Consider the following 26,477-nt stretch of genomic DNA (forward strand, 5'->3'; position numbering starts at 1 on the left):
TTGCATGGAAGTTATGCGAGAGGCCGCATCGTGTCAACCCACCATTTCGGGTTTCAGGCGCGTGACGTTTCCGTGACTTGACATTGAGTGGCGGCGTTCTGTGAAATATCCCACTGACAGGCCGATGCCACACCGCTGCCACGGGGCTCGGCCCGCTCATCGCATCTCGCAGCCACCCTTCCTCTCCCCTCGAAGGAGCCCCAGGTGTCTGCTGAACGAATCCGTCTCGCCGCCGGAGTGCTCGCCCTCGGCATGCTCGCCGCAGGGTGTGGCGGCTCCACCTCCACCGGCTCCACGCCGACCGACGGCAAGATCACCCTCACCCTCAACCTGTTCGGGAACATGGGCTTCAAGGAGCTCTACGCCAAGTACGAGGCCGCCCACCCCAACATCAAGATCGTTGAGAGAACGTCGGCGTACAACGACCACCACCGCAACCTCGCGGCGCACCTCGCCACCGGCGCCGGCACCGCCGACGTCGAGGGAATCGACACCGGCTTCATCGCCCAGTTCAGGAACCAGCCCCAGCACTTCGTCGACCTGCACCAGCACGGCGCCGACCAGATCAAGGACCGCTGGCTGCCGTGGAAGTGGGAGGCGTCGCTGGCCAAGTCGGGAGCCCAGATCGGCTACGGCACCGACGTCGGCGGCCTCGCCATGTGCTACCGCCGCGACCTGTTCGAGAAGGCCGGCCTGCCCACCGACCGTGAGGAGGTCGGCAAGCTCTGGCCCGACTGGACCTCCTACTTCGAGACCGGCAAGCGCTACACCGCCAAGAAGCCGGAAGGCGCCGCGTTCTTCGACGGCGGTCCCCAGGTGTTCAACGCGATGATCGGCCAGGCCGAGACCGGCTACTACGACGCCGACGACAACATCGTGGTGGCCACCAACCCGGCCGTGCGCTCCGCCTACAACGAGGTGCTCAAGGCCGTGGCCGACGGCCAGTCGGCCAAGCTCGTCGGCAGCTCGCCCGCGTGGAACACCGGCTTCGCCAAGAGCCAGTTCGCCACCATCGCCTGTCCCGCCTGGATGCTCGCCAAGATCCAGGACCAGGCGAAGGCGTTCGCCGGGAAGTGGGACGTGGCCGCCATCCCCGGCGGCGGCGGCAACTGGGGCGGCTCCTATCTCACCGTCCCCGCCCAGAGCAAGAACCAGAAGGAGGCCGTGGCGCTGATCGCTTGGCTCACCGCGCCCGAACAGCAGATCGAGGTGTTCAGCAAGCACGGCATCCTGCCCTCCACCGTCGCCACCTACGAAAAGCCCGAGGTGACCGGCCTCAAGCACGAGTTCTTCAACGACGCGCCGATCGGGCAGATCTTCACCACCGCCGCCCGCAACCTCAAGCCGCAGCACCAGGGCCCGAGGGCCGGTGACATCCAGACCGCCATCCGCGACACGATCAACCGCGTGGAGGAGGGCAAGCAGAACGGCGACGAGGCGTGGACGCAGATGCTCGGGGACGTCGAGCGCATCGGCAAGTGACGCGCATCGATCCGTGAGAGCCGCGCGACGGCGGGCTTAGGGCTTAGGGGAGAGCCCGCCGTCGCGCCCCCTTCCCCCGAGGAGTCGACCGTGACCCCCGTCAGATCAGGGCCCCGGCGCCGCTGGGCCTACCAGCTCGACGTCAAGGGCTCGCCGTACCTTTACATCGCCCCGTTCTTCCTGCTGTTCGGCGCGGTGGGCATGTTCCCGCTGCTGTACACCGCCTACGTCTCCCTCACCGACTGGAACCTGCTCGACCCGGAGCGCGAGTGGGTGGGACTGGCCAACTACGCCGAGTTGCTGGCCGACGACTACTTCTGGAACGCGCTGTTCAACACCGTCAGCATCTGGCTGTTGTCCACCGTTCCGCAGCTGCTGGCCGCGCTGTTCCTCGCGCACATGCTCAACCGCAGGCTGCGCGCCCGCACCCTGTTCCGGATGGGGGTGCTGCTGCCCAACGTGACCTCGATCGTCGCGGTCACGATCATCTTCACCCAGCTCTTCGGCCGTGACTTCGGCATGGTCAACTGGGGCCTCGGCCTGGTGGGCCTGGATCCGATCGACTGGCAGGCCGGCACGCTCTCCTCACACGTCGCGATCTCGCTGATCGTCATCTGGCGGTGGACCGGCTACAACGCCCTCATCTACCTGGCCGCCATGCAGACCATCCCCGAGGACCTGTACGAGGCGGCCCGGCTGGACGGCGCGAGCCAGTTCACCCAGTTCCGGAAGATCACCATTCCGATGCTCCGCCCCACGATCATCTTCACCGCCGTCGTGTCCACCATCGGCGGCTTCCAGATCATCGCCGAGCCACTGCTGTTCCAGGCAGGCACCGGCAACCCGACCGGCGGCTCGGACCGCCAGTTCCAGACCGTCGGCCTCTACCTCTACGAGCAGGGCTTCAGCATGTACGAGTTCGGCTACGCCTCGGCGATCGCCTGGACGCTCTGCGTGATCATCGTGGTGATGGCGCTCGTCAACTTCGCCGTCACCCGCAGGATCAGGAGCAGCTGAATGGCAACCCTCACCGCCGTCCGACGCGGACTGAACCCCCACGGGGCCGGGTTCTGGACCTACGCCGCGCTCGTCGCCGTGCTGCTCGGCTCGATCTTTCCCATCTACTGGTCGCTCGCCGTGGCCTCCCACGACAACGACGTCATCGCCAGCGTCCCGCCGGTCCTCACCCCCGGCGGCCACCTGTTCGAGAACATCGCCCGGGTCTTCGACACCACCGCGTTCGGCCAGGCGATGTTCAACTCCTTCCTCGTCTCGGGCTCGGTCACCGTCTCGGTCGTGCTGTTCTCCACGCTGGCCGGCTTCGCCTTCGCCAAACTGCGCTTCCGCGGACGCAACGTGCTGCTCGTCATGGCCATCGCCACCACCACCGTGCCGCAGCAGCTCGGCATCATCCCGCTGTACATCCTCATGGCGGAGCTCGGCTGGACCGGCAGGCTTGGGGCGGTGATCGTGCCCGGCCTGGTCACCGCGTTCGGCGTGTTCCTCATGACCCAGTACCTCTCCAGCGCCATCCCCGACGAGCTGCTGGAGGCCGGCCGCATCGATGGGTGCAGCACGCTGCGGCTGTTCTGGCACGTCGTGCTGCCCGCCGCCCGGCCTGCCACCGCCGTGCTCGGCCTGTTCACCTTCATGCATGCCTGGAACGACTTCTTCTGGCCGCTGGTCGTCCTCACGCCGGAGAACCCGACCGTCCAGGTCGCGCTCTCCAGCCTGGCCAGCGGCTACACCACCGACTACGCGCTCGTGCTCACCGGCACCGTGCTCGCCATCGTGCCGATCGTGGTGGTCTTCGCCGCGCTGGGCCGTCAGATCATTGGGGGAATCATGTCAGGAGCGATCAAGGGATGACCCAGGACCGTACGCCCTTTCCCGCCGGGTTCGTGTGGGGGACGGCCACCGCCGCCTACCAGATCGAGGGCGCCGTGGACGCCGACGGGCGCGGCCCTTCGATCTGGGACACGTTCTGCCGCGTCCCCGGCGCGGTGGCGAGGGGCGAGAGCGGCGAGCACGCCTGCGACCACTACCACCGCTGGCAGGAGGACGTGGAGCTGATGGACCGGCTCGGCGCCGGCGCCTACCGCTTCTCGCTGGCCTGGCCCAGGATCGTGCCCGACGGCGACGGCCGGGTGAACCGGCGCGGCCTCGACTTCTACCGGCGGCTCGCCGACGCCCTGTGCGAGCGCGGCATCGAACCGTACGTCACCCTCTACCACTGGGACCTGCCCCAGGCGCTGGAGGACCGCGGCGGCTGGCGCGACCGCGACACCGCCGAGCGCTTCGCCGACTACGCCGAGGTCGCGCACGAGGCGCTGGGCGACACGGTGTCACACTGGATCACGCTGAACGAGCCGTACTGCTCCTCCATCGTCGGCTACGCCGAAGGCCGCCACGCACCCGGCGCACGCGAGGGTCACGGCGCGCTCGCCGCCGCCCACCACCTTCTGCTGGGCCACGGCCTCGCGACGGCCAGGCTGCGGGCGCGGGCGCGCGAGGGAGACCAGGTCGGCATCACACTCAACATGTCGCCCACGGTGCCCGCGACCGGCTCGGCGGCCGACGCCGACGCGGCGCGCAAGATGGACCTGCTGGTCAACCGGCAGTTCACCGACCCGCTGCTGCTCGGCGCCTACGCGTCCGACATGGAGGAGACCTTCGGCGCCCTCAGCGACTTCTCCTTCCGCCGCGAGGGCGACCTGGAGGTCATCGGCGCTCCGCTGGACTTCCTGGGCGTCAACTACTACTACCGCATCCACGCCGCCTCGGCGCCGTACGAGCAGACCGACCCCGCGCTGCGCTCCGCCTTCGACCTCGGGGTGCGCGGCGTCACCCCCGACGGCGCGAGGACGAGCGGGCTGGGCTGGCCGGTGGAGCCGCAAGGACTCCACCAGACCCTCCTCGGCCTGACCCGGCGCTACCCCGCACTGCCGCCGATCTTCATCACCGAGAACGGCTACGGCGACGACGGGACCCTCGACGACGCCGGTCGCGTCGACTTCCTGCGTGACCACCTCGCCGCCATCCGCGCCGCGATGACCGACGGCGTGGACGTGCGCGGCTACTTCTGCTGGTCGTTGCTGGACAACTTCGAGTGGGCCCGCGGGTACGCCGCCCGATTCGGGCTCGTCCACGTCGACTACGAGACCCAGGCCCGTACCGAGAAGGCGAGCTTCCACTGGCTGCGCGAGTTCATCGGGAAACAGGGATAACCAGGAACAACGATCAAGCGCGCCTCAGTCGCCAAGCCGGCCTCGGTCGCCGAGCTGCAGGCGCGCCTCCTCCTCCATCATCGCGGTGAAACGCGCGTCGCGCTCGCCCTCCGCGCGCCGTGCCGTGTAGACGACGGTGTAGCCGTCCGGGTCGGTGACGCGCAGATCCCTGGTGTTCCACGGTGTGTCGACGGGACCTTCGACGATGCCGCCGCCGTGGGCGCGTGCCCGCTCGGCGAGCCCGTCGAGTTGCTCCAGCGTGGCCATCATGCTGATCGTCCATTCGCCACCGGTGGGCGCTTCGCCGAGGCGCACCAGGATGTCCTGGTAGCGCCAGCGGCGCAGGTGCACCAGCACCGGGCTGCCATCGGGTCCGGGTACGGCGAAAAGCGATATGAAGTCCAGTCCGTTCACATACCAGTCGACCGTGCGATCGAGGTCGGCGACGGTCACCGTGACGAAGGCGGGCATTCCATAGATATCTCGGTTGATCTCCGGCTTAACAGAATCCATGCGATCCACGGTGGAGTCTCCAGCGGCTGGAGAGTCAAGCGATTATCGATCACGTTCCATGGACGAACACCGAAAGACCGTTCTCGAAGCGCGGAAACAGACCGGATCGGAACGCACCAAGAACACCGTCATCGCGTCCCTGACGTTCCGACCCACCACGTCGGCGGAAAACCAGGTGCGGACCACCGGTGTGGTGGGGTGTGATCGGGGCCATGACGATCGTGTCGGGTGAGCCGGGAGTCGACGGGCTGAGCGCGGTCGTGGACGTGCTGCGGGACTGGCAGCACGACGAGGCGCCACCGCAACTCCACCCGGGAGACCTGGGCTGGTTCTGGCGATTCGGCGCGGAGGCGACGGCCGCGGCGGTCCGGACCTGGAGCCGAGACGGACGGATTCTCGCCGTCGGGCTGCTGGACGACCCCAGGGTGTTGCGGCTCGCGATCGCGCCGGACGCCCGGCGGGACGAGGAGCTGGCGCGGCGGCTGATCGCGGACGTGAACGAGCCGGAGCGCGGCGTACTGCCCGAAGGGAGAGCGAACGTCGAAGCGCCCATGCGCGCGCTGGTCCAGGACCTGCTGGCCGGGAACGGCTGGAACCCCGGCGAGCCGTGGACGCCGCTGCGCCGCGACCTCGCGGAGCCGGTGCGGGACCCGGGCCTGCGGGTCGAGGTGATCGGGCCGGAGCGGGCGGGCGTGCGGGCCGCCGTACAGCGGGCGTCGTTCGACGGGTCGACGTTCACCGACGAGCGCTGGCACGCGATGGCGGCCGGACCGCCGTACGCCGACGCACGATGCCTGGTCGCGTACGACGACCGGGGCGACGCGGTGGCGGCGGTCACGGTGTGGTCGGCCGGTCCTGGGAAGCCCGGGTTGCTGGAGCCGATGGGCGTGCACCGCGAACATCGCGGCCGCGGCCACGGCCACGCGATCACCCTCGCCGCCGCGGCCGCCCTCAGGAAGCTGGGCTCGTCGAGTGCGACCGTCATCACCCCGAGCTCCAATGTCGGCGCCGTCGCCACCTACAGGTCGGCCGGCTTCCAGCAACGCCCCGAGGTCCGCGACCTGCGCCGGGACGCCTCCTCGTGAATGCCAGGGGGATCAGCGCAGTCGCGTGCGAACGGCATCGGCGGCCCGCGTATCCCTGAGCTCGACGAACTTCTCGACGGAGAGCTCCCATGAGCGCCGTGCCTGCTGATGGAGACCGGCGTCGTCCTGCGCGATACCGAGATTGTCGAGCGTGATCGCCTCTCCTCGTGCGTCGCCGATCTCCCTGCGGATCACGAGGGCCTTCCGGTAAGTCTCCACGGCGTCGTCCAAAGAGCCCGAGAGCCGGTACGCGTCTGCCAGGTAATGCAGCGTCTGTGCTTTTCCCCAGGGGTCGTCGCCCAGCTCATCCGACAGGGACAGGGTCTGGAGGTAGCAGTCGATCGCGGCACCGTACTGTTCGCAGCTGGTATACGCGTGCCCCAGGTTGTGCAGGGCGAGTCCGGCTCCCCATCGTTCCTGGATCTCCAGAAAGATGTCTCTGGCCTGTCCGTAGCATTCGATGGCCGAGTCGAGGCGCGCGAGATCGCGGTGAATATCGCCCAGGCAGGACAGGACGATCCCCTCTCCCCATCTGTCGTCGATCTCGCGACAGACCGCGAGAGATTTGTTGTGACATTCCAGCGCTTTGTCCAGCTCACCCAATCCCCAATAGGCGAGGCCCAGATTGGTCAGGGACCACGTCTCTCCTGTTCGTTCGCCGCAACCACGTGCCGCCTCCAGTCCGAGCCTGCAGCATTCGATCCACTCCTCCCAGGGCTTGCGCAGGTTGAAGAAGCCGGACAGCGCGGCAGGAAGCCTCCAGCCGATGTCGTATTCTTCTCGTTCGACCGCCTGACGGACGGCGGAAACGAGATTGGCGCGCTCGGCTTCACACCACTGCAGGGCCTCATCGGCACGCGTGAAGCGTGGCGGGGGGCATCCCCATTCACTCGGCTTGATATCGACTGGACGAAGATAAGGAAGGAGAATTCGGGACGCGGAGCGCGCGGTGTGGCAATACCATTCGAGAACGCGCCGAACCGCTTGCCTCCCTTCTTCTACCGGGTGCTCGTGGGCTCGTTCGGCAGCGTACTCACGCAGCAGATCGTGAAACGCGTACCGATCGCCGCCCCGCGGTTCCAGCAGGTTCACGGACGCGAGGACTTCGAGTGCTCTCCGGGCCTCGGACGTGGTCCTTCCGCAGAGGGCCGCAGCGGCGTCGACGCTCACATCGGCCCCCGCATGCAGCGCCAGCAGGCGGAACATGTGAGCCTGCGGCTCGGTGAGCGCACGGTAGGACCAGGAGAAGACCGCCCCCACATTCATGAAGCGGTCGTCGTCCGGCGTGGCGAGCAGGTGCAGGCGATCCTTGGCGCCGGCGAGCTCGGTAACGACGTGGGCCAGCGAGACCTGCGGATCCAGCAGCACTCGCTGGGCGACGATGAGCAGGGCGAGAGGGAGATACGCACAGGTACGCACCAGTTCGTCCGCGGACGCGCGCTCTCGCTCCACCCGTTCGGCGGTGATGACACGACCCAGCAGGCAGACCGCGTGTTGGTGTGGCAGCCGTTCCAGCGGTAGCCGGATCGCACCGTTGCCGATCAACGCCGGCAGGTTGCTCCGGCTGGTCACGAGAACCACGGATTTCGCCGAGTTCGGTAGCAGGGGACGAACCTGGTCAGGCGTGTTCGCGTTGTCCAGCACGATCAACATCCGCCGGTCCGCCACCAGCGATCGGTACAGCGCGACGCGGCCTTCCTCGTCCTGCGGCAGATCCGCGTCGTCGTCCCGGAGCGCCGACAGGAAGAGCTTCAGCGCTTCGCTGGGACGCTTCGGGCGATCCGGACTGTATCCTCGCAGGTCAACATAGAGAACCCCGTCCGGGAAACGGTCGGCGACCTGGTGCGCGAACGACAGGACGAGCGAAGTCTTGCCGACGCCCGGCATACCGCTGACGACCACAATGGTGGTCGCGCCGCCTCGCACGCTCTTGCCTTCGACCATCTCGGCGAGCGTCGCCAACTCCTGGTCGCGTCCGAAAAAGTGGGCGCTGACTCCGGGAAGCTGGAAAGGCCGGGGCGGAACGACCGTGTTCTCATCCGCACCCCCGCCTTCGAGCGCGTGCCTTCCCAACATGGCCTCGGCAAGTACGTCCCGGGCGGTGCCCAGACGCCGTCTTTCTTCGTCGGAGACCTCCAGGGCGGCCAAAAGCCGGTCCAGTGTCACCGCGTCCGGCAGCGTGCCGCCATTGAGATAGGCGTACAGGCTGCTGCGGGAGACAGCCACCCTTTTGACCAGGGCGGACACCGAGTTACGCTTTCCGTTTTTGCGTTCGTATTGCGTTTTGTGATGTCTGAGGGCTGCGCCCAGATCCTTCCTGCAAGTGATCGGCTGCTGGGGCGGAAAGAGCTGAGCATCGTCCACGGTGTTCCTTGACGAGAGTCCGGCTTTCGTGCGGTGTCCAGGTCTGTCCAGAGCATTCCAGACAACCCTCTCTTCTCGCAGGGCTTCGGATCTACTTGGCCTGTGCCGCCACGCGCACATGTCGCGGAATTCGCAGGAGCGCCGACGGTACAGAGCGGTCAGCGCACGCAGGTCAAAAGTAAATGGAATCGACTGGATCATGCGAAACAACCTCAAGCTGCTGCGCTGCCGCCAGTCCACCATCCGAACGATCGTCAGGAAAGGTGCCCGATGCTCACCAAAACCCACCGCCCTGCTCCATGGGCGTACCTGTTGCTCGCCATCAGCGCAATGGTGACGCTGACTCCGACCGCGTCGTCCGCATCCGCGGCGCCGTGCGGATTGAGCTACAGCGGCCCGGTATTCGGTCGCTACGACTATACGATCCGGAACTGCCATGACTACGCGGTGAGACGCAAGCTCGACATCAGGCGTCCAATCGTCGGACACCCGGACGGGCCATGTCACTATATTCCTGCCGGCCGGACGATCGGCGACTGGACGAGCATCCCGGACAGCGCGTATATAGCGGGCATCAAGGCCTGCTGACCCGCTTCGCACACGACGTCACCGCCGGGCGCCGCCTCTCACCTGTTCGGCCGCCCGGCGAGTGGTCCGCATTCGATTCCCGACGCGGCGCCGTCTCTCCACCGGCAGCCGCGAACCGGCTGCTCCAGAACTCCCCCGAAGCCTGAATCCAGGCGAGCCCTCAGCGTTTTGGCGCCTTGCCGCCATTCTCGGGTTCTGTCACCTTGTTCGTCGTGTCCACCGATCTACCAGCCGGAACATCGGGCGCGTTTCAGGAGCATCCGCGATATCCCGGCCCCTTCCTGCCCCCTCCGGCAGCCCTCGTCCAGTCGCGCCGAGCGACCGGTCGCGTCTCCCAAACCGGCGGCTACGTCCTTGCCCTGGCCGTCCACCTGTTGGCACCGGCCTTCCTGCTCACCGGCGTGTACCTGGTCACCCGTCTGACGATGGGTGGCATCCTGTTCGGTCTCATAGCGCTGGACCTCGCCTGGCTGCTACGCCCCCGCCCCGCCCCCTTCCCCACCTCCGCCATACCTCTCACCCGCTCAGACGCTCCCCACCTGTACGCCCTCATCGACCGTATCGGCGAGGAGCTGGGAGCCCCCCGAACAGACCTGATCGCCATCAGCGGTGCGGTCAACGCCTCGTTCCGCACCTATGGCCTGCGACGCAGCCGTCTGGTGGAGATCGGCTACCCACTCTGGCTGGTCCTCACCCCGGCCGAATACCGTGCTGACGAGATGCAAGCCCAGGTAGCGGGCTCCGCGGCCGCCGCTTCGCTTCTGGACGTCTTGACCACCCGGGCGCGATCGGTCGACGATTTTCTCGCATCCAGCGCGGTGGCCGTCGGAACCGGGGACGTGTGGACGGCTCTCCGCTCCCACGTGAATGCCGTCGCCGACACCGAGCTCGAACGACACCGCGAGTCCGCCCGCCTTGAGAAGGCGGGGGTCGACACGACCCATCCGCCGACGTACCTGCGCATGCAACGCGTGCTGGCACTGCCATACCCGGTGCCCAGGGTGTCCGCCGCAGGGGCGGAGCGGATCGAAGGAGAACTCGACAAGGCGGCTGGACGCGTGGCGCGGCGTTTGAGAGAGGACGCCCAGTCCGCCCGTTATCGGTAAGCCTGACGGGTAGGAATCAGCCGACCGTCGTCACGCGATCCCCAAAGCGGTAGCGGACGACAGCCGACGCCGTGCGAGCCCGTACGCCGAGGTGTGTCCCGGAAGCACGGGGCGAGCATCGATCAGGAATCGAGAAGCACCGGCTTCACAGCACCGTTAGCGTCACGAACACCCCACACCGATGACGACGGGAGAGTGACAGCGGTGAGCGCGGACACCGGCGCGGCGAGCAGGAAAAACACGGACGGCTTCTCCGAGGAAGAGCGTGCTGCGATGAAGGAGCGCGCCGCGGAACTGAAGAAGGAGGCGAACCGCGGCCGTGGCCACAAGGCGGCCGCCGAGGAGCTCGATGTGCTGTCGAAGATCGCGGAGATGGAACCGTCGGACCGTGCGATGGCCGAACGCATCCACGCCATCGTCACCACCAACGCCCCAGAGCTGTCACCAAAGCTGTGGTACGGCCAGCCGGCCTACGCCAGAAAGGGGAGGATCGTTTGCTTCTTCCGCAGCGGAAACGCGGACAAGGAGCCGTACTCGGCCTTCGGCTTCACCGCCGAGGCGAACCTCGCCGACACCGGTGGCCTGTGGCCCACGTCCTTCGCCGTGACCGCGTTGAGCGAAGAAGCCGCGAAGACGATCACCGCCCTCGTCAGGAAAGCCGTGAGCTGAGCGTTCCGGACCCGCTGTCGTTTTCGTCCAAGACGGTCACGGCAGCCGTGATTTACCGTGGAGCCGGCAGTTCGCCCGAACATGAGGAGACAGCACAATGCGTGACCTGGTCTACACCGGTTTCATGTCGCTGGACGGCGTCGTGGACTCGCCCGGCGGCGGGCCGAGCGAGGAGCACCGCAGCGGCGGGTGGGTGTTCAAGGACCTTGATTTCGTCCCGGAAGCCTGGTCCCTGAAGGGCGAGGAACTCGCCGACACGACGGCGCTGATGTTCGGCCGCCACAGCTACGAGATCTTCGCGCCGGTCTGGCCCGGCTCGGAGGACCACGCCGACTACAAGGAGCTGCCCAAGTACGTGGTGTCGACCACGCTGTCCGACGACGCCCTCGTCGACGGGTGGGGGCCGACGACGATCCTGCGCTCGACCGAGGACGTCGCCGCGCTCAAGGAGAGCGAGGGCGGTGCGATCTTCATCCACGGGAGTGCGGAGCTGGCCCGGCGGCTGTCGGATGCGGGCCTGATCGACCAGTACAACCTGCTCGTCTTCCCCGTGCTGCTCGGTGCCGGGAAGAGCCTGTTCGGCCGGGCCGACCGAGACAAGCACATGCTGACGCTGCGGGAGTCGGAGAGCTACTCGAACGGGATCCTGAAGCTCGTCTACGACGTCAAGCGCTGATCCAGGTCGAGGGCGATCGCGCCGCCGACGCCCTCGCGCAGCTGCCTGGCGGTGCGTCCGACGTAGGAGCGCAGTGCTCGGGCCAGGTGCGGCTCGTCGAAGTAGTCGAGCTTGGCGACGACATCGGCGGCCGGGTCGCCGGCAGCCAGCAGCTCCGTCGCCGTACGGGCCCGCTCGATCTGCCGGACCACGCCTCGCGTCAGTCCGGTCGCGGCGCGGAACCGGCGTTCGACCGTGCGCCCCGAGACGGCCGGACGGTGCCCCCGCAGCACCTCGCCGACGAGCGGGTCACGGACCACGACCCCGGCCCGGACGAGACTGTCGACCAGGGCCTCGGCGTCGTCGGGGCCGGGCGTCTCCCAGCGCGCGCCGTCCAGCCGGAACGTCCGGTGTGTGGTGTCGGGGAGCTCGATGCCGCCGTCGACCAGCGTCGGCGTGGGCACGGCACGCAACGAGGTGCCCACGGCGAACTCGATGCCGGTAAAGGTCGCGCCCTCCGGCACCGGCGCCGTCCCGGTTCGGGTCTCGGGACCGGTGATGCTCGTGTACGTCCGGCCGGCCTGCTCCCAGAACACCAGCCCCCAACACGCCCCCGCCACGGACGTCATCGAAGTGACCTGCTCGCTCGTGCATGTCCACACGTTGTCGATCCACGGCGAGTCGGACCGACGTATCTTGAGCCGCAGTCCCATGGGCGAAGGATACGCCGCCTCGCGCTCCGCGGATGACTGAGCGAAGGTGACCGGCTCGGCGTCGCTCGACTGGAGGCGATCCCCGCGATCGGTCGCCATGGTGCGAGAAGGGGTGAGTCCTTCAGCAAGTCGTCGGTCTTCACGTCCAGTGCGGCGGCGAGGAGGCTCAACTCCTACCGACGTTGGGCGCCCTCGCCCCATACGTACGGCCAACCCCCTGGAATCGATCAGTCGGCGACGACCCCGGTGTTCTGGCAGGCGGTCAGCAACCAGCGACCGTCGTCCTGCTTGGACATCACGTACAGCGGAGCACCCTCGCTCTCGTCGCCCGGGGTCAGGTAGAGCTGACGAACCTTGACCGCCGCGACATCCGGGCGAATGAAGAACACGTGGACCACCTCGTAGGTGACCTTGCCGTCCCAGTCCGCCGCGGGGAGGACCTTGCGGGTGAACTCCGAGATCGCGTCGAGGCCTATGAGGACCTTGCCACCAGCCGTCGTCCAGACCGCGTCGGGGTGGAAGAGGGCGAGGAACTCATCGGGATCCTTGTGCTGCTGGGAGTGCTCTACGGTGGCTACGACCCGTTCGATGGCTTCGACGTCTGCGGCGTACGCCGTGGATTCCGTGTTCATGCGCACCACGGTGCTACCTCAAGCATGGTGGAGGTCAAGAGGTGATCGACCGCTGCCCCCTTGGAATCGATCATTGAACCGCTCCGGGATCGGTGAGACCAACGGAGAGGGCCGGCAGGCCGGGTCACGAGGGTGACAGCGGGAAACGGGTCGGTCGTATCTACCGGCACACGGCGGCCCAGCCCTACAGCGGACCCACGGAAGGTATGTACGGCAGGGCCGTGGAGCGAGCGGCGGCGGCGTCGGCCGGTGACGGGGCCGGGCAGAAGCGGTCCCGCCCAGGCAGTTCCCCGGTGGCGAGGAAGGAGCTCATCGCCTCGTCGGCGCAGCTGCCCAGCCCGACGACGCCGTGGCCGCCCTGGTCGACCGTGATCATGGCGGCCCGCCGTCCGAGGGCGGCGCGCAGGCCGCGCGCGCTCGCCGGGGGCGTGGCCGGGTCACGGGTGTTCTGCAGGATCAGCACGTTGCGCGGCCCGTAACCGGTGACCGTCACCGGCGGCTCCACCGGTCGGGTGGGCCACGCCGCGCAGGGCCAGAGGTTCGAGGGCATGCCCGCCGTCACCGGCCACACCTGCCGGTCGGCTGCGACCTGCCGGGCGTGCAACGCCACGCTGTGCGGCCAGGCGACATCGTCGCAGAGCACCGCGTAGAGCGCGGCGATGCGGTTGTCCGCCGGTATCCGCGCCGTCCCGGCGCCATTGTCACCGACGCCGCCGTCGTCGGCCCTGCCGCCAGAGCCCAGCCGGTCCAGTCGCCTCATGATGGCGGGGTCCACGGTGGATCCTGAGACGGCCGTGAGCTCCTGCCAGAACTCGGCGATGAAAGGGAAGTCGCCGTCGTGGTAAAGCCCCACTCGGGTGATCTCGCGCAGCACGTTGCCGTCGAACACGGGGCCGCCCGGGTTCGGCAGGGGCCGCCTGTCGAGGGCCGCGAGCAGCCGGTCGTAGGTGCGCCGCACCTCGTCCGGTGTCGCGCCGAGGTGGTAGACGGCGTCCCGCTCGGCTGCGAAGGCCAGCAGGTCGGGCAGGCGCACCGCGATCGCCTGACTCCAGGTTCGCAACATCTCCCGCCACACCAGGTCCGGATCGACGGCGCTGTCCAGCACGATCCGATCGGCGCGTCCCGGGAACATCGAGACGTAGACGGCTCCCAGATAGGTGCCGTAGGAGAGGCCGAAGTAGGACAGTTTCGGCTCACCGAGTGCGGCTCGGATGCGATCCATGTCCCGGGCCGTGTTGGCCGTGGTGATGAACGGAAGCAGATCGCCGGAATGCTCGGCGCACGCGGCCGCGGTGTCCCGTGCGAAGGCGACGTTGCGCCCGATGCCGCCATCCGGTCCCGGGTAGGGCAACAGCAGCGTGAACTGCCTCATGAGATCGAGGCCACAGGTGACCGGGGTGCTGTGGCCGACCCCGCGCGGGTCGAAGCCGATCAGGTCGTACCGATCCAGGACCTCGCGCGGCAGTACGTCCGCCAGCTGACTGGGCAGGTCCAGGCCGCTACCGCCCGGGCCGCCCGGGTTGGACAGCAGGATCCCGCGACGCGCCCCGGGACGTGCCGTGCCGATCCGGGAGATCGCGATCTCGATGCTCCGCCCGCGCGGGGCGCGGTAGTCCAGCGGCACCCGCAACGTCGCGCACTGCTGGCGTGGGTCGCGCGAGACGCCGCCGGATTCCACCGGCAGGCACTCGCCCCAAATCGGAGCCGCTCCCCTGGCTTCGGCCACCGCCGGCTCCGGCGTGCCGATCCGGGCCCCGGCCGACGTGGGCACGCCTGCCGCCACGACGGCCACCGTCGCCGCAGCGATGAACAATGTCAGATTTAATCGCACTGATACTCCTTTTCAAAAGGAACAGATGCTTTCTCAATGACTGTGGAATCGGCATCGCCGGGTACATGAGACCCTTCGCTTGATCACGCGGAGAGGCAGGGGCCGTGGTTCACGGTGGGAGTCGAGCAGGTGGACGCCGCCCGTGACGCCCTTCGTCCAACGATTCGGAGCGCCGCCTTGATGGGAGTCGGCCGGGAAAACGACCGATTACCTGGGTTCCCGTGCGCCTGGCGACCGGTGGAGATAACGTCCGCTACCGTTCAGACGACCTGGTCGCCCCGTGATTCGACCGCTCTCAGCAGGTCACGGGGCTTGATCGGCCACTACACCGACGTCGTGCGTTCGACGAGGTGACACCCGCGGCCGGGTCGTGGTCATGACGAGGCCGGTGCTGCCGTGCCGGACGTCAGGGCCGCCCGTACGATGCGGATCGCCTCGTCCTCGTCGATGCCGACGCTGGCGATCACGGCCGCGTAGTCGGCGGCAGCCCGGTGGGCTCGCTCCCGGCCTTCCTGACCGGTGGCCGAGACGAACGAGCCCGCCCGTCCGCGTGTCTCGATCAGTCCGGCCTCTTCCAGTTCCCGGTAGGCGCGGCCGACGGTGTTGGCGGCCAGGCCGAGGTCGGCCGCGAGGTGGCGGATGGTCGGCAGCCGGGCGCCCACGGTCAGCGTGCGGTCCTGGATCTGCCGGGCAAGCTGGGATCGTAGCTGTTCGAACGGCGGTACCGGTGAGGCCGCGTCGATGACGATCATCGGACGCTCATGACCTGTCGGGCCACCGTCGCGCACGACGGCGTTTTGAAGCGGAGCGCGATGAGGGCGATCATGCTCAGGATCAGGTAGGTGATCGCGGTGGCGCCCCACCAGGTGGGCGCGGTGCCGAACAGCAGCACCACGGGCAGTGACCACTGCACGTTCGGGGTGGTGAGCTCGCGGGCGTCCTCGACGCGCATGATGACGTCGGCGGTGAGCGACTCCTCGTCCTGCGCCACGACCGGGTGCCGTAGCAGGTGGCGCAGCTGCAGGGCGGTGATGCCCGTCGCGCCGAGCAGGCCGATCAGCACGACGACGGCCAGCTGCCGCACGGTGGGGTCGGCAACGGCCAGGGCGCTGGCGGCCAGCACTATCGCGCCGGTGAATGTGACGGCGGCGAAAACGGCGTACGGCCGGCCGAGCACGGTCCGCCAGCCGGGCTGGATCGGATGGGCGGCCCTGCGTGACAGTGTCGCGGCCGCTCGCTGGTCGACGCGTCGCACCCACCGGTCGAGCAGCGACTGTGCCAGCAGCAGCCCGGCCACGGCCACGGTCAGGGCCAGTAGCGGTAGCGGGCGATAGGGCTGGGGGTTGCCGAACGCGGAGACGGCGGCCAGCGCACTGACGATGATCAGTGCGGCCAGGATGAGGTAGGTGGCCAGGCGGGCGCGCTCGCGGACCGCAAGCCGGCTGGCGAGCAGCGGAGTGGGGTGGGCGTCGGTCAGGCCGTGCCGGGTCAGCCACGCGCCTGCCAGTCGCAGATCGGTCGTACGCGCCGACGGGCCGTCGTCCGGTAAGGGTTCACGGGTCATAGCGTCTCCTTTTGTCGCAAGCTTTGTATCACAATGTTGCGTCATAGTTTGCGACAAAGTCAACGCCTCCGGACTCTCGATCTCGCATGTGACGCAGGTGGCGACCCGTCCACCCGGGAAGGTGTTGGCGACGTTCTCGTAGGTGTGGTCGATCGCGGCCACCGCGTGGCCTCGGCTCGCCAGATCCTCGGCCAGCGGACAGGCATTACGGGACCTTCGGTCCGTGGTCGCCCAAGATCATCTAAAGCTGTTGTCGGCCCCGCGTTAGCAAGATCATGTCACTGGTGGCCTGTTACGACTGAGGTTGGGCGTCCCTCACCCAGTCGCACACCACCGCGGTGCCCAGCAAGCGGTCATGAAGCACCCGGCCTTCGGCATCGAGGAGCATCCAGAGCCCGCCCACGAAAAGACAGAACAGCCCGACGTCGGGGACGAGGACGAGCAGGGGGAAGACCAGCGTGCGGAGCACAGTCCTGCCCGCGCCCAGCCGTCCGCCCGTACTCACCGCGATGACCCGGACACCCAACATCCGCTTGCCGAGCGTCCGCCCCCACAGAGCATGCTGCGCCCAGAAGTAAAGGAACAACACCGACAAGATAGCCAGCTCCACGGGCTCCACGCTGCCCTGGAGCACGTCGATCGGAAACGGTTCCGCCCAGGTATGTGGACTCCTCCAGTAGTTGCGGTGTCAGCGTGATCCCGGTGAGGCGCTCGGCCAGGAGGAACATCGGCCCGTCGTGGGGGTCGGGGAACGAGGGATAGATGGAATCGATCCGTTCCATGGTCTCCACGAGCTCATCCGGCACCTCCTGGCTGTAGCCCTCCTGGGCGATGAAGCAGAACCGGAGCTCGCCGTCCTCGATCCAGTAGAAGTGATCGAGATCCTTGATGCTGAGAAAGTAGTGGGACACGACGCGGGTGCCCGTCGACAACGGCATGATCACTTCTTCGGCGATGCCGTTCCAACCGGGCTCAACGGTCAGCACCCAGTCACCGATGGTCGTCACGCCGAGGGACACGCCGGACTCGACGGCACCGCCCAGCTCCCAGAACGACATGGGGGTAAAGCCTCCTGGCCGGCCACCGCGCCGAGCCATCACTTCTTCGGCTGTCAGGCCATGGATGTAGGTGAGGCAGGCGCCATCCGCTGCTTCCACGAGCCAGGTGTAGTCGGCAGGGTTTGTGATCATCTTCTAAAACCGAGACTGGGCGAACACCCCTCCCAGGCATCAGCACAGGTTGCTCCCACTGGGGCCAGAACCGACCTGCAACAAGTAGTCATCGCTGTCCTTCTCGTCCGGCCTGCCGGAGTACCCCACCGACAGGTAGACATTCCGGCTGTCGATGACCTTGGTGAGGCAGACCTGCGCCACACCCTCCTCCGGCTCCGGAACCGGCGCCTGCTTCCAGCCGTCCTTGATCGCAGCCTCACGGTAGAAGGACGGCACATCGACACGCGACGCTGAAATCCGATAGGACTGCTCGGCGTACGCAAGCCGGTCATCGTCATTGCACCCCCCCATGCGTTTCCCACCCGGCTTCGCCTCGACCGGACGAGCATCGAGAATGCTGAGCACTACAAGGGCCGAAGCAAGCCGCTTGTCATCATCGGTACAACGAGGAAACGACGAGCGGGGCATCAACAACAAGGCCAGGCGATCCACCACGAAAGTGCCGACCCCCAAGGCGCCTACGGCGGCGACCGCTCCAGCAAGGCCGCCAACCAACAGAACCGCGACAATCAGACGCTTCATGATCTATAGCCTAGTATCGGTCTCCATTACTGACCCAATAGATTCGATGGCCTTCTGCCAGGCGCCTGGCCTCCTTATGTGCGACAAGCGAATCCTCGGGGAACATGCCTAAAGAGTTGTCCGAAATTGTCCGGCACATCGGTCACCTGCGGAAACCTCTCCCCAAGCATCTCGCTCAGTCTGCCTGTGCAGATTCCCGTGAATGGGGCAGGCACGGGAAGGTCATTGCGATCGCGATCCTCATCGTAGTAGCGGTCGCGCGCAGCGCCTCCGTAGCCGTCGCCGCTGTTAGCATCCACGCATGTCCGATAACAAGGATGCGGCATTTGCCTACACCTCGGAGCGCGAGGCCCTGGAAGGTTTCCTCGACTACCAGCGCGAGGGGTTGCTCCTGACGATCGAAGGGCTCGACGATGCTGCGGCGCGAAAAACACCGACCGCGAGTTCGTTGTCACTGCTGGGGCTGATTAAACACGCCGCGACCTGGGAGCGCCGCTGGTTCCAAGTCATCATGGCCGGACGCGAGCTCCCCGAGAACTGGCCCGCCGTCAAAACCGATCCTCGCGACGCCGACATGACGGTCAACGAGAACGACACGGTGGAGCACTGGGTCGCGTACTACCGGGAGCAGATCGAGGAGTCCCGCGCCATCGCGGCTTCGATGGACCTTGACAGTCCCTGCGCGCGCAAAGACATCATCAAGTGCAACGTGCGCTACGTCCTGTTCCACATGATCGAAGAGACTGCGCGCCACGGCGGACACGCGGACATCATCCGCGAGACCCTCGACGGCACCCGCCAAAGCTGAGCGTCGTCTCGCTGGACGAACTCGGCCGATCCAGACGACCTTGAGGTGCCCAGCAGATAACGCACTGCGTCCTGAGCCGACAGACGGATCTCTCGACGTCACAAGAGCCGCCAGCCCATTACTCGCTCCCTCAACGAAAAGCGCGTTGTCGTCAAGCACAACAAAAAGCGCCCCGGCCATGATTGGCTCGGGGCGTTTGTGCTGCTCAGTTGCTGTGGTCAGGGGCGGGGTCGAACCGCCGACCTTCCGCTTTTCAGGCGGACCAATCACGCTGGTGGGGTAGCGGAGACCGTGGTCAGAGGGTGGTGGACGGTGGTCGAAGTGAGTCTGTGTGTGGGGACGTTGCTGTCAGCACTGCTGCCGCCACTCTGCGGGGACATGCGAGATCGTTCCGGTCTGTAGGACCATCTCCTCGTGTCAGTGACCGAGTTCGCCGGCGTGACGAAGGACAAGGTGAACTTCGATGCAGTACAGGTACAGGCCGCTGTTTACTCAAATGCCAACGAGCCGGACACGGTGACCGCAAAGTCGGGCCATGTCATCGACATCGGAGGTCAGCATGACCACCGGACCCGGCTGGCGCAGTGCCGCCTCGGCGACCGTCGCATCGATCGCGTATTTGTGGCCGTGCAGACCTGCGGTCTTGAGCAGTCCCGCGGACGCCTTCGCCGCCGCCTCGGTCAACGGCTCGACCTTGACCCGGGAGAGTACCCACTGCAGGCGAGGCAGATTCACCCGCGTATGGCTGACTTCCACGATGGTGTTGGCACCGATGACGAAATCGGCCCCCATACCGTGGAACACCTGGAACATCGCGAGAATCTTACGGTCCTGCGCGATCCAGGCGGAGACTCCCTGGGAGTCGAGCACGACGGTTTCAACGTGCTCGATCACGCCGCGCTCGCCGAACCCCCAGGGTTCGCCTCCCCGAAGATCCTGGAGTGAGCCTCAGCCAGTTCCTCCTGGCTGAACTCCCCGTGCTCCTCCTGGTGACGCAGCAGGTCCTCGCCGAGGAGTTGGTGTCGAAGCCGACGCGCCACCGCCTCGGCGACAAAGCCGGAGATGTTGTCCGTGAGCTTCCTGAGCTCGGCGACCTGGTCACTCGGCAAGGTAACCGTGATGCGCGTCGTATCCGCCATAGCAGAAGCATACTGCAGTATGCGAGCAAGTGCGGCTTCGCTCGGATGAGACTGCACGATCGAGCGATCTTGTACCCGCCGACAATGTCATCCTTTTCATCCCAAGCAGCCGCATAAGCTACGCCCATAAGACGGCTGCCCGGAATCATCGTGGTCCCTCAGTTCCAACCAGGGCAAGATGAGCAACCACAACCCCGGCGGCTCACACCGTGGCGTCACCATTTGAGATTTCCAGCAGCAATTCAGTCATGGTGACGGCATTGACCACCCGAACCGCGTGAAACGCTCTGGGCAGGCGGGTGCCGTAATCGGGATCCTTCGCCGGCGGCCACGAGAGTAACCACGTGGACATCGGACTGCCATGATGATCCAAATCCGGCAGCTGCCGCTGGGCCGTTGCTGTCATTGGAGATCAAAAAAGCCCCGAACGATAGTCGCTCGGGGCGTTTGTGCTGCTCAGTTGCTGTGGTCAGGGGCGGGGTCGAACCGCCGACCTTCCGCTTTTCAGGCGGACCAATCGCCCTGGTCGGGTAGCGGAGACCGTGGTCAGAGGGTGGTGGACGGTGGTCGAAGTGAGTCCGCGTGTGGGGACGTTGCTGTCAGCGCTGCTGTCACCTCAACCATGGTCACCGGTGGCAAGTCCCGACGAAGGAGGGACTTGGCGTCGATCGCCCCAGCAACCAACGGCGACTACCGAAGTCAGCGATCGTCACGGCCTTGCCATAAGAATCGACAAAAAACCCGTTTACTTCCCTATCGGCTTCATTGTGTTGCTTCTGACACTGTTGCGACACGAGAGGTGCATGTTGAGCGGATCGCGCGCCAGATGCATGGCCGAGTCGGCCTAGTTGTTATCAGTGTCGGACTCCGGGGGACGTCGGCGAGCCCGCTGAGCCAGTTTCGCGGCGGTGTACAGGCCGATGCCAGCGCCAGCGACTTGGAGCAGGTGGGTGAGGAGGTCAAGGAACTGGTTCATGATCCACTCTTTCAACGACAGGAAAAACGAGAAGCGCTCGCCGGGTGTGCCTGATAGCACTGACCGCGCTGAGGATCAGTACGGCATGTCTCCAGAGTCGATCCCACCGAAGCAGCGTTTACGATCTCCACCAAGGCCTTACGCAAGGTGAACGCATCAGTACATCGCCTGACGATCATTGACATGATCGGCCGAGTTGGGTCGATTGATGCGAAATGCCTTTACGTTTTCTGACAACGTGGCATGCTCTTGCCACCATGACCGAACAGCCTTCTTCGCCCCCAGTCGAGACCGCACTCGCGCAGTTGCGCACCCGACTGCAACGCTTGCACCGCCACGCTGGAGAGCCCAGCACTCGGGAGATCTCTCGTCGTACCCGTGAAGCGATCAGTCATACCACTGTGCATGGTGTCTTGCGGTGCGCAAAACATCCGCGGTGGGGGCCGTTAGAGCTGGTTGTGGAGGCACTCAAGGGAGACGTAGAAGAGTTTCAGCAGCTGTGGGTTGCTATACGCGATGCGCAGGACATCTGTAGAGATGATCTCTTCCCTACCATCGCCGACACCGCTGACACCTCTGCTTCGGTGGCTAAAAGTGCCGCTGCCGTTTCCGTCCCAGTCATCGATACGAACGAGACATCTAACAGCGTTCACAAGGTCTTAGTCGGCCACACCAAGCCCGTCGCCGCGATGGCGTTTCACCCTGATGGTCATCTGCTGGTTACCGCCAGCAGCGACGGCATGCTCCGACTGTGGAATCCGGCCACCGGCGCCGCTGTTGGCGAACCCTTCACCAGCCATACCGGCGAGGCGATATGGAGCGTGGCCTTCCACCCCGACGGCCACCTGCTCGCCACCGGCGGCATAAATGGCACGGTGTGGCTGTGGGACCTGGCCGCCGGCCCTCCAAGTGGTAAACCCTTAACCGACCAAATTAAACCCGGTATCAGCGTGGCCTTCCACCCCAAGGGCCACCTGCTCGCCACCGGCGGCATAAATGGCACAGTACGACTGTGGGATTCGGCTATCGGCGCCGCCGTTGGTGATCCCCTCACTAGCCGCACCGAGGAGGTGATATGGAGCGTGGCATTCCACCCCGACGGCCACCTGCTCGCCACCGCCAGCGCCGCTGGCACGGTATGGTTGTGGGACCTGGCCAACAATACTCCGAGCGGTAAACTCTTAACCAGTCATACCGACGCCATCGTCGAAGTGGCGTTCCACCCTGACGGCCATTTACTCGCCACCGCCAGTCTCGACGGCACGGTATGGTTGTGGGACCTGGCCAACGACACTCCGAGCGGTAAACCCTTAACCGACCAAATTAAACTCGGTATCGGGATGGTGTTCCACCCTGATGGCCACCTGCTCGCCACCGCCAGTCTCGACGGCACGGTATGGTTGTGGGACTTAGTCTCCAATACCCCTATCGGCGGCCCCCTGGCCGGTCACACTAACTCTGTCCGTCCGATGGCGTTCCACCCTGATGGCCACCTGCTCGCCACCGGAAGTAATGACCAGACGGTGCGGCTGTGGGAAATTGAGACTCGTCCGGTCTCGCCAGAAATTGTCCGAAAGCGCGTCCAGCGACTTCGCGCGCGGACAGTCGCCCTGCGCCAAAACTATGCACAGGCACAGCGGGAGCGGGATGAGATGACCGTGCGAATGATGGAGGTGGCGGCCGTTCCAAAGGCTCAACTGCATACCTCTCAAATGTGGGCCGCTCCTGATGGATATTGGATGTCGAATGAGGAACCGCTGTCTGGCCACACCGACTCTGTAACTATGATCGCTTTCCACCCCGGCGGGAGCCTGCTCGCCACCGGAAGCGCTGATCACACAGTACGGCTCTGGGACTTGAACACCAGCATGCCAATCGGCGAGCCTCTGACCATTCATAACAGCTCTGTGAATGCGGTGGCCTTCCACCCCGGCGGCCACCTACTCGCCACCGGAAGTGATGATCACACCGTACGACTCTGGGACCTGGCCACCAGTAGGGCTGCCAACACACCGTTGACCGAACATACTGGCCCCATCCTCACGATGGCCTTCCACCCCGGCGGGAGCCTGCTCGCCACCGGAAGCGCTGATCACACAGTACGGCTCTGGGACTTGAACACCAGCATGCCAATCGGCGAACTTCTAACCATTCATAACAGCTCTGTGAATGCGGTGGCCTTCCACCCCGGCGGCCACCTACTCGCCACCGGAAGTGATGATCACACCGTACGGCTCTGGGACTTAACTACCAGGAAGCTGATCGACATCCCTCGGACCGAGCACAATGGCCCCGTTTTCACGATGGCTTTCCACCCCGGCGGAAGGTTGTTCGTCACTGGGAGCGCTGATCACACAGTACGGCTCTGGGACTTGAACACCAGCAAGCCAATCGGCGAGCCTCTGACCATTCATAACAGCTCTGTGAATGCGGTGGCCTTCCACCCCGGCGGCCACCTACTCGCCACCGGAAGTGATGATCACACCGTACGACTCTGGGACCTGGCCACCAGTATGGCGGCCGACACACCGTTGACCGAACATACTGGCCCCATCCTCACGATGGCCTTCCACCCCGGCGGGAGCCTGCTCGCCACCGGAAGCGCTGATCACACAGTACGACTGTGGCACCCGGTTTGATGCGAATGCGCTAGGCGGTGGCGGCCTTGGGTTTGTGTCTTCACACGACTTAACGCGCTGCTGCCCAAGCACTGAGCCCGCTCCGCAGATCGTCCCCCTGGCCGACGTCTTCCCCGCACCGAAATAGCACAGAACTTGACAGGGAAGACGTCGCATGCGCTTTTGAACCGACGGGCGTGCGTTATCGGGGCTGCAATCTCTTACACGATCAACCACACTCCGGTGATCTTGAGAGCCATGCGAAGCCGGTCACAAGATGCTCGGACGAGGATCGAGTAGGTGCAGCGGTCCGGTTGGCCAGATTATCGGCAGGTAATCATACTTGTATCCTCTCGTCTGGCCAGGTTGGATATCCAATCCCTGGGCTAGCTCTTCTAATGTGCGCCGATCTCCTGGAAGCGGCAGGAAGACTCCATGACCGTCCGCAATTACCAGTAAGCTGCGATGCTCGCTTGGATGCTGAATAAGCCAAAGCTCCCGCAGTCCTTCCCAACTTGGATCTGTTGCACTAACAATTGGAGGCGCGGGACAGCGAGGGTCTTTCAGGTGATCCCGAAGCGACTGGAAGTTGGAGCGGAGAATGTAGCGCCAACCAAACACAGCAAATGCTGCAAGGTATGCCGTACGCATCCACGATACACGCGCCCGCTCGGGGGAGAATCGAATGACAGGCTTTATCGAGATATTCGTTTCGCGCTTCTCGCGAATCACATCACGTAAATGATCTATTAGAGCCTCGGTGCGCCCAGGTGCGTTAATATCATGCGCAAGGGTAAGTTGAATCCTTAGATCCGCAAGTACGCGCATCCTGGTCCGCACTTCAATCCCTGCAGCGGTTAGCAGAGCGACCTCTGAATGCTCGACCCCTCCTTTCAAGAATTGCATCATCTGATGTTGCTTGAATGCTTCTCCATCAAATCGCCCTCCCGCATCGTTATTGCATTTCTTGCAAGTGAGCAGCACTTCTCTGCCACCGAGAGATTTCGGTGGCAGATGTTCCGGACTCAGCCGCTTAGTCCTTATTTCTTCAATCGTCATTGTCATATCAATACAAAGGGGGCACAGATACCAATCTTTAGAGTCAGAAAAAACTCCTTGGATTAATCCATGTTCACGCAACAGCGAGCTAAGGGTTCGTGCGCCCAATATAAACCATGTCTCATATTTTCCTCTGACCATAAGGTGAACCCTAAATGGCGGGCATCGCATCAGTCAAGCAGGTTTTTCGATGAAAGCATTATCGATATGACTCGGACCTCTATGACCTATCATCAATGACCGCGTTAAGCCGGAAACTCTAGCTATTACATTTGCGGCGCCGACCATTCACGACAGATACTTATCGGCACAATGAAGATCTCTGGACTGAGGTACGTAGCTACATGGTAGTCCAAGCATGGTCGTGTATGAGGACGGCTTCCAAACCGTATGCACAGCGTGCCGCCGAGTGCAGAGCCGCACCACGCGACACATCGTTTTCTTGATACCCACTAAGAACAATTCGGCAAAGTTACCTGCACGATACTGAACCTGAAAGCTCGACGTTACCTGTGATCACACCCCTGACCTGCAGTGACAGGAACCTTCTGTGTAACGCCCACCTTTGATCGTCAGTAGGCGGTGATATGGCGATCGTCGCTGCCTGGCCGACTCTCAGGTTTAGGCGTGAGCCGGTTTTTGGCGTCGTGAAGGTCTGCTTGATGTGTGTACATCAGGTGGGCTGGATGTCTTCGGTGGGTGGCCAGTCGATGGATAGAGCGGGCTGAGGCTGGTCGAGCCATTGCTTGTCGAGGCGTGCACCGGTGCGTTGTTCTACCATCGCCATCACCTTGCTCTTGTACCTGATCGGCGGCCTGTGCCGGCCGATGCCACGGAGAATCGCCGCCTCTTCCCGCAAGGAGCCGGGGTCAATGCCATGCAGCCAGTAGGGGTCGAAATCGAGTATCTCGGCCAGTACCTTCCCCTGGGCTGCGTGTCTGAGCATGCGTCTGCCGGTGAGATTCCAAGACACATGCCATACGCGGGCGTTCTCGCTGAGCCGCTCCAGGACTTCGGGATCTCCGGCGTGGCTGAAACCGTCCGCCTCGAAGAGCATCATCGTCGCCCCTGACCGGCCGAAGGAGACGACATCGGGAAAACCCGGTTCAAGTTCGCTGAATTCGGGACGGCTATCACCGGTCAGGCGTGTCGCGGCTTCTTGCACAGAGAGTCTCCCCGAGACGGGCAAGATGACGGTCCACGCCATCCCCTCCTCCAGCCACCCGACCTCTTTGATCAAGCGCCTGTAGTGCGTCACTGCGTGCTGAAGATCCATAGGCTCATTGTCGGTCTGCTCACGTTTCCGGCGCGACGGACCGAGCCGGAACAGAGGACTCTATTAGAGACGTACTTTCTGCATGGCCTGCTGCGGCTAGTGATGCGCTTGTCTCGTCTGAGATTGTTCACATGGTGGCGTTACTGAGGTTAAATCTCTAGGGTTAGGCCAGTTCGAAGGGCAGACCGGTCTCGTTGAAGAAGCCGGTGATGAGATCGGACCGGTATTGCATGCGTTTCAGCCGGGACTTGATGGTCGTGTTGAGGGTGTCCAGGCCGGTGACCGCCAGGTTGCCCAGCCCGTTACGCAGGTTGGCCCAGATCCCCTCGGCCGGGTTGAGCTCAGGGGCATAAGCGGGCAGCCGATAGACCGTCAGCCAATCGCGGGCGGCGATGTAGGACTGCATCGCCCGGCTGAT

At 65.0% G+C, this 26,477-nt stretch carries 27 protein-coding genes, 2 tRNA genes and 1 pseudogene; 12 read left to right on the forward strand and 18 right to left on the reverse strand.

What is annotated here, in order from left to right:
- Positions 1–204: 204 nt before the first annotated feature.
- From ACIBH4_RS36600 to ACIBH4_RS36615, 4 genes are all read left to right on the forward strand, one after another.
- A complete protein-coding gene (locus ACIBH4_RS36600) occupies positions 205–1,482 on the forward strand; it encodes an ABC transporter substrate-binding protein (protein ID WP_362770034.1) in 1,278 nt (425 codons plus the stop codon).
- Between the two features lie 90 nt (positions 1,483–1,572).
- Positions 1,573–2,499: a sugar ABC transporter permease gene (locus tag ACIBH4_RS36605; protein ID WP_350941327.1), complete on the forward strand. Its 927-nt coding sequence runs from the start codon at positions 1,573–1,575 to the stop codon at positions 2,497–2,499.
- The gene (locus tag ACIBH4_RS36610) at positions 2,500–3,351 is read left to right on the forward strand and encodes a carbohydrate ABC transporter permease (protein ID WP_362510693.1); all 852 of its coding nucleotides are present in this window, start codon (positions 2,500–2,502) and stop codon (positions 3,349–3,351) included.
- Entirely contained in the window at positions 3,348–4,709 is a 1,362-nt protein-coding gene (locus ACIBH4_RS36615; RefSeq protein ID WP_362510690.1) for a GH1 family beta-glucosidase, read from the forward strand. The genes ACIBH4_RS36610 and ACIBH4_RS36615 overlap by 4 nt, the downstream gene beginning before the upstream one ends.
- Positions 4,710–4,733: 24 nt before the next feature.
- Here the strand turns inward: ACIBH4_RS36615 and ACIBH4_RS36620 are convergent, their stop codons facing one another.
- On the reverse strand, positions 4,734–5,222 hold the full coding sequence (locus ACIBH4_RS36620; protein ID WP_362510687.1) for a VOC family protein: 489 nt from the start codon (positions 5,220–5,222) through the stop codon (positions 4,734–4,736).
- A 212-nt stretch (positions 5,223–5,434) separates the two neighbouring features.
- Here ACIBH4_RS36620 and ACIBH4_RS36625 point away from each other — a divergent pair, with 212 nt between their 5' ends.
- A complete protein-coding gene (locus tag ACIBH4_RS36625) occupies positions 5,435–6,307 on the forward strand; it encodes a GNAT family N-acetyltransferase (RefSeq protein ID WP_362510684.1) in 873 nt (290 codons plus the stop codon).
- A gap of 12 nt (positions 6,308–6,319) precedes the next feature.
- On the opposite strand, the gene ACIBH4_RS36630 is transcribed toward ACIBH4_RS36625, so the two are convergent.
- Positions 6,320–8,959 carry a tetratricopeptide repeat protein gene (locus ACIBH4_RS36630; RefSeq protein ID WP_362510681.1) on the reverse strand — a complete coding sequence of 880 codons (2,640 nt, stop codon included), beginning with the start codon at positions 8,957–8,959 and terminating at the stop codon, positions 6,320–6,322.
- Between ACIBH4_RS36630 and ACIBH4_RS36635 the strand changes: the two genes are divergently transcribed.
- The 4 genes from ACIBH4_RS36635 to ACIBH4_RS36650 all read left to right on the forward strand — a co-directional run bounded on the left by ACIBH4_RS36635 (position 8,942) and on the right by ACIBH4_RS36650 (position 11,710).
- Complete coding sequence (locus tag ACIBH4_RS36635) at positions 8,942–9,259, forward strand: hypothetical protein (RefSeq protein ID WP_362510678.1); 318 nt, start codon at positions 8,942–8,944, stop codon at positions 9,257–9,259. The genes ACIBH4_RS36630 and ACIBH4_RS36635 overlap by 18 nt on opposite strands.
- 212 nt (positions 9,260–9,471) lie before the next feature.
- Entirely contained in the window at positions 9,472–10,365 is an 894-nt protein-coding gene (locus ACIBH4_RS36640) for a M48 family metallopeptidase (protein ID WP_362770036.1), read from the forward strand.
- Between the two features lie 93 nt (positions 10,366–10,458).
- On the forward strand, positions 10,459–11,034 hold the full coding sequence (locus ACIBH4_RS36645; protein WP_362770038.1) for a DUF1801 domain-containing protein: 576 nt from the start codon (positions 10,459–10,461) through the stop codon (positions 11,032–11,034).
- Between the two features lie 97 nt (positions 11,035–11,131).
- The gene (locus ACIBH4_RS36650; RefSeq protein WP_362510666.1) at positions 11,132–11,710 is read left to right on the forward strand and encodes a dihydrofolate reductase family protein; all 579 of its coding nucleotides are present in this window, start codon (positions 11,132–11,134) and stop codon (positions 11,708–11,710) included.
- Here the strand turns inward: ACIBH4_RS36650 and ACIBH4_RS36655 are convergent.
- The 8 genes and pseudogenes from ACIBH4_RS36655 to ACIBH4_RS36690 all read right to left on the reverse strand — a co-directional run bounded on the left by ACIBH4_RS36655 (position 11,692) and on the right by ACIBH4_RS36690 (position 18,183).
- A complete protein-coding gene (locus tag ACIBH4_RS36655) occupies positions 11,692–12,402 on the reverse strand; it encodes a helix-turn-helix domain-containing protein (protein WP_362510663.1) in 711 nt (236 codons plus the stop codon). The genes ACIBH4_RS36650 and ACIBH4_RS36655 overlap by 19 nt on opposite strands.
- Positions 12,403–12,629: 227 nt before the next feature.
- Positions 12,630–13,034 (reverse strand): SgcJ/EcaC family oxidoreductase, encoded by a 405-nt coding sequence (locus tag ACIBH4_RS36660; protein ID WP_362510660.1) that lies wholly within the window; start codon positions 13,032–13,034, stop codon positions 12,630–12,632.
- Between the two features lie 184 nt (positions 13,035–13,218).
- Positions 13,219–14,865 (reverse strand): alpha/beta hydrolase, encoded by a 1,647-nt coding sequence (locus ACIBH4_RS36665; RefSeq protein ID WP_362770040.1) that lies wholly within the window; start codon positions 14,863–14,865, stop codon positions 13,219–13,221.
- 374 nt (positions 14,866–15,239) lie between these two features.
- Positions 15,240–15,617, reverse strand: a complete 378-nt coding sequence (locus tag ACIBH4_RS36670; protein ID WP_362510654.1) for a GntR family transcriptional regulator — start codon at positions 15,615–15,617, stop codon at positions 15,240–15,242.
- Complete coding sequence (locus ACIBH4_RS36675) at positions 15,614–16,429, reverse strand: hypothetical protein (RefSeq protein WP_362510651.1); 816 nt, start codon at positions 16,427–16,429, stop codon at positions 15,614–15,616. The genes ACIBH4_RS36670 and ACIBH4_RS36675 overlap by 4 nt, the downstream gene beginning before the upstream one ends.
- A 292-nt stretch (positions 16,430–16,721) precedes the next feature.
- Complete coding sequence (locus ACIBH4_RS36680) at positions 16,722–17,039, reverse strand: RDD family protein (RefSeq protein ID WP_362510648.1); 318 nt, start codon at positions 17,037–17,039, stop codon at positions 16,722–16,724.
- Positions 17,040–17,079: 40 nt separating this feature from the next.
- Positions 17,080–17,619: pseudogene (locus ACIBH4_RS36685) on the reverse strand (DUF6461 domain-containing protein); the annotation flags it as partial.
- Positions 17,620–17,658: 39 nt separating this feature from the next.
- A complete protein-coding gene (locus ACIBH4_RS36690; RefSeq protein WP_362510645.1) occupies positions 17,659–18,183 on the reverse strand; it encodes a hypothetical protein in 525 nt (174 codons plus the stop codon).
- 301 nt (positions 18,184–18,484) lie between these two features.
- Between ACIBH4_RS36690 and ACIBH4_RS36695 the strand changes: the two genes are divergently transcribed.
- On the forward strand, positions 18,485–18,991 hold the full coding sequence (locus ACIBH4_RS36695) for a DinB family protein (RefSeq protein WP_362770041.1): 507 nt from the start codon (positions 18,485–18,487) through the stop codon (positions 18,989–18,991).
- Between the two features lie 215 nt (positions 18,992–19,206).
- On the opposite strand, the gene ACIBH4_RS36700 is transcribed toward ACIBH4_RS36695, so the two are convergent.
- From ACIBH4_RS36700 to ACIBH4_RS36720, 5 genes are all read right to left on the reverse strand, one after another.
- Positions 19,207–19,267 (reverse strand) — tRNA-Phe (locus ACIBH4_RS36700).
- A 216-nt stretch (positions 19,268–19,483) separates the two neighbouring features.
- Positions 19,484–19,885: a DNA-binding protein gene (locus tag ACIBH4_RS36705; protein ID WP_362510639.1), complete on the reverse strand. Its 402-nt coding sequence runs from the start codon at positions 19,883–19,885 to the stop codon at positions 19,484–19,486.
- Positions 19,882–20,130, reverse strand: a complete 249-nt coding sequence (locus ACIBH4_RS36710; protein WP_362510636.1) for a type II toxin-antitoxin system CcdA family antitoxin — start codon at positions 20,128–20,130, stop codon at positions 19,882–19,884. The genes ACIBH4_RS36705 and ACIBH4_RS36710 overlap by 4 nt, the downstream gene beginning before the upstream one ends.
- Positions 20,131–20,332: 202 nt before the next feature.
- On the reverse strand, positions 20,333–20,536 hold the full coding sequence (locus ACIBH4_RS36715) for a hypothetical protein (RefSeq protein ID WP_362510633.1): 204 nt from the start codon (positions 20,534–20,536) through the stop codon (positions 20,333–20,335).
- 60 nt (positions 20,537–20,596) lie between these two features.
- Positions 20,597–20,653 (reverse strand) — tRNA-OTHER (locus ACIBH4_RS36720).
- Between the two features lie 135 nt (positions 20,654–20,788).
- Here ACIBH4_RS36720 and ACIBH4_RS36725 point away from each other — a divergent pair.
- Positions 20,789–21,160: a hypothetical protein gene (locus ACIBH4_RS36725; protein WP_362770043.1), complete on the forward strand. Its 372-nt coding sequence runs from the start codon at positions 20,789–20,791 to the stop codon at positions 21,158–21,160.
- Positions 21,161–21,564: 404 nt separating this feature from the next.
- Positions 21,565–23,745, forward strand: a complete 2,181-nt coding sequence (locus ACIBH4_RS36730) for a WD40 repeat domain-containing protein (RefSeq protein WP_362770045.1) — start codon at positions 21,565–21,567, stop codon at positions 23,743–23,745.
- A 249-nt stretch (positions 23,746–23,994) separates the two neighbouring features.
- On the opposite strand, the gene ACIBH4_RS36735 is transcribed toward ACIBH4_RS36730, so the two are convergent.
- The 3 genes from ACIBH4_RS36735 to ACIBH4_RS36745 all read right to left on the reverse strand — a co-directional run.
- Complete coding sequence (locus tag ACIBH4_RS36735) at positions 23,995–24,924, reverse strand: HNH endonuclease (RefSeq protein WP_362770047.1); 930 nt, start codon at positions 24,922–24,924, stop codon at positions 23,995–23,997.
- A gap of 532 nt (positions 24,925–25,456) precedes the next feature.
- Positions 25,457–26,059, reverse strand: a complete 603-nt coding sequence (locus tag ACIBH4_RS36740) for a hypothetical protein (protein ID WP_362770049.1) — start codon at positions 26,057–26,059, stop codon at positions 25,457–25,459.
- A 163-nt stretch (positions 26,060–26,222) separates the two neighbouring features.
- A partial coding sequence (locus tag ACIBH4_RS36745; protein WP_362770051.1) for a transposase occupies positions 26,223–26,477 on the reverse strand: 255 nt, incomplete at its 5' end.

Source organism: Streptosporangium sp. NPDC050284 (assembly GCF_044459525.1).
Taxonomy (GTDB): Bacteria; Actinomycetota; Actinomycetes; order Streptosporangiales; family Streptosporangiaceae; genus Streptosporangium.

Bases quoted from the DNA above. Each gene is read 5' to 3' on its own strand.
- ACIBH4_RS36610 (WP_362510693.1), top strand. From the start codon at position 2,500: ATGGCAACCCTCACCGCCGTCCGACGCGGACTGAACCCCCACGGGGCC.
- ACIBH4_RS36615 (WP_362510690.1), top strand. From the start codon at position 3,348: ATGACCCAGGACCGTACGCCCTTTCCCGCCGGGTTCGTGTGGGGGACG.
- ACIBH4_RS36620 (WP_362510687.1), bottom strand. From the start codon at position 5,222: ATGGATTCTGTTAAGCCGGAGATCAACCGAGATATCTATGGAATGCCC.
- ACIBH4_RS36625 (WP_362510684.1), top strand. From the start codon at position 5,435: ATGACGATCGTGTCGGGTGAGCCGGGAGTCGACGGGCTGAGCGCGGTC.
- ACIBH4_RS36635 (WP_362510678.1), top strand. From the start codon at position 8,942: ATGCTCACCAAAACCCACCGCCCTGCTCCATGGGCGTACCTGTTGCTC.
- ACIBH4_RS36650 (WP_362510666.1), top strand. From the start codon at position 11,132: ATGCGTGACCTGGTCTACACCGGTTTCATGTCGCTGGACGGCGTCGTG.
- ACIBH4_RS36655 (WP_362510663.1), bottom strand. From the start codon at position 12,402: ATGGGACTGCGGCTCAAGATACGTCGGTCCGACTCGCCGTGGATCGAC.
- ACIBH4_RS36660 (WP_362510660.1), bottom strand. From the start codon at position 13,034: ATGAACACGGAATCCACGGCGTACGCCGCAGACGTCGAAGCCATCGAA.
- ACIBH4_RS36670 (WP_362510654.1), bottom strand. From the start codon at position 15,617: ATGATCGTCATCGACGCGGCCTCACCGGTACCGCCGTTCGAACAGCTA.
- ACIBH4_RS36675 (WP_362510651.1), bottom strand. From the start codon at position 16,429: ATGACCCGTGAACCCTTACCGGACGACGGCCCGTCGGCGCGTACGACC.
- ACIBH4_RS36690 (WP_362510645.1), bottom strand. From the start codon at position 18,183: ATGAAGCGTCTGATTGTCGCGGTTCTGTTGGTTGGCGGCCTTGCTGGA.
- ACIBH4_RS36695 (WP_362770041.1), top strand. From the start codon at position 18,485: ATGTCCGATAACAAGGATGCGGCATTTGCCTACACCTCGGAGCGCGAG.
- ACIBH4_RS36710 (WP_362510636.1), bottom strand. From the start codon at position 20,130: ATGGCGGATACGACGCGCATCACGGTTACCTTGCCGAGTGACCAGGTC.
- ACIBH4_RS36715 (WP_362510633.1), bottom strand. From the start codon at position 20,536: ATGACAGCAACGGCCCAGCGGCAGCTGCCGGATTTGGATCATCATGGC.
- ACIBH4_RS36735 (WP_362770047.1), bottom strand. From the start codon at position 24,924: ATGGTCAGAGGAAAATATGAGACATGGTTTATATTGGGCGCACGAACC.
- ACIBH4_RS36740 (WP_362770049.1), bottom strand. From the start codon at position 26,059: ATGGATCTTCAGCACGCAGTGACGCACTACAGGCGCTTGATCAAAGAG.